Source organism: Streptomyces sp. NPDC127177, from assembly GCF_042672475.1.
GTDB lineage: Bacteria > Actinomycetota > Actinomycetes > Streptomycetales > Streptomycetaceae > Streptomyces.
Genome location: NZ_JBHXUW010000121.1, coordinates 1,650 through 2,986 on the forward strand (window position 1 = coordinate 1,650; position 1,337 = coordinate 2,986).

At 56.4% G+C, this 1,337-nt stretch carries 1 rRNA gene (only partly in view); it reads left to right on the top strand.

What is annotated here, in order from left to right:
* Positions 1–64: 64 nt before the first annotated feature.
* Positions 65–1,337 (top strand): 23S ribosomal RNA (locus ACFVJX_RS35890) (it continues 1,927 nt past the right edge of the window).

The window sequence follows — 1,337 nt, forward strand, 5'->3', positions numbered from 1 at the left end:
TAGGGGTGGGGTGATGGGTGGCTGGTCGTTGTTTGAGAACTGCACAGTGGACGCGAGCATCTGTGGCCAAGTTTTTAAGGGCGCACGGTGGATGCCTTGGCACCAGGAACCGATGAAGGACGTGGGAGGCCACGATAGGCCCCGGGGAGCTGTCAACCAAGCTTTGATCCGGGGGTGTCCGAATGGGGAAACCCGGCAGTCGTCATGGGCTGTCACCCGCTGCTGAACACATAGGCAGTGTGGAGGGAACGAGGGGAAGTGAAACATCTCAGTACCCTCAGGAAGAGAAAACAACCGTGATTCCGGGAGTAGTGGCGAGCGAAACTGGATCAGGCCAAACCGTATGCGTGTGATACCCGGCAGGGGTTGCGCATGCGGGGTTGTGGGATCTCTTTTTCATAGTCTGCCGGCTGTGAGACGAGTCAGAAACCGTTGATGTAGGCGAAGGACATGCGAAAGGTCCGGCGTAGAGGGTAAGACCCCCGTAGCTGAAACATTAACGGCTCGTTTAAGAGACACCCAAGTAGCACGGGGCCCGAGAAATCCCGTGTGAATCTGGCGGGACCACCCGTTAAGCCTAAATATTCCCTGGTGACCGATAGCGGATAGTACCGTGAGGGAATGGTGAAAAGTACCGCGGGAGCGGAGTGAAATAGTACCTGAAACCGTGTGCCTACAAGCCGTGGGAGCGTCGCTGTATGTGCTTGCACATGCAGTCGTGACTGCGTGCCTTTTGAAGAATGAGCCTGCGAGTTTGCGGTGTGTTGCGAGGTTAACCCGTGTGGGGAAGCCGTAGCGAAAGCGAGTCCGAATAGGGCGGTTTAGTAGCGCGCTCAAGACCCGAAGCGGAGTGATCTAGCCATGGGCAGGTTGAAGCGGAGGTAAGACTTCGTGGAGGACCGAACCCACCAGGGTTGAAAACCTGGGGGATGACCTGTGGTTAGGGGTGAAAGGCCAATCAAACTCCGTGATAGCTGGTTCTCCCCGAAATGCATTTAGGTGCAGCGTCGTGTGTTTCTTGCCGGAGGTAGAGCACTGGATAGGCGATGGGCCCTACCGGGTTACTGACCTTAGCCAAACTCCGAATGCCGGTAAGTGAGAGCACGGCAGTGAGACTGTGGGGGATAAGCTCCATGGTCGAGAGGGAAACAGCCCAGAGCATCGACTAAGGCCCCTAAGCGTACGCTAAGTGGGAAAGGATGTGGAGTCGCAGAGACAACCAGGAGGTTGGCTTAGAAGCAGCCACCCTTGAAAGAGTGCGTAATAGCTCACTGGTCAAGTGATTCCGCGCCGACAATGTAGCGGGGCTCAAGCGTACCGCCGAAGTCGTGTCATTC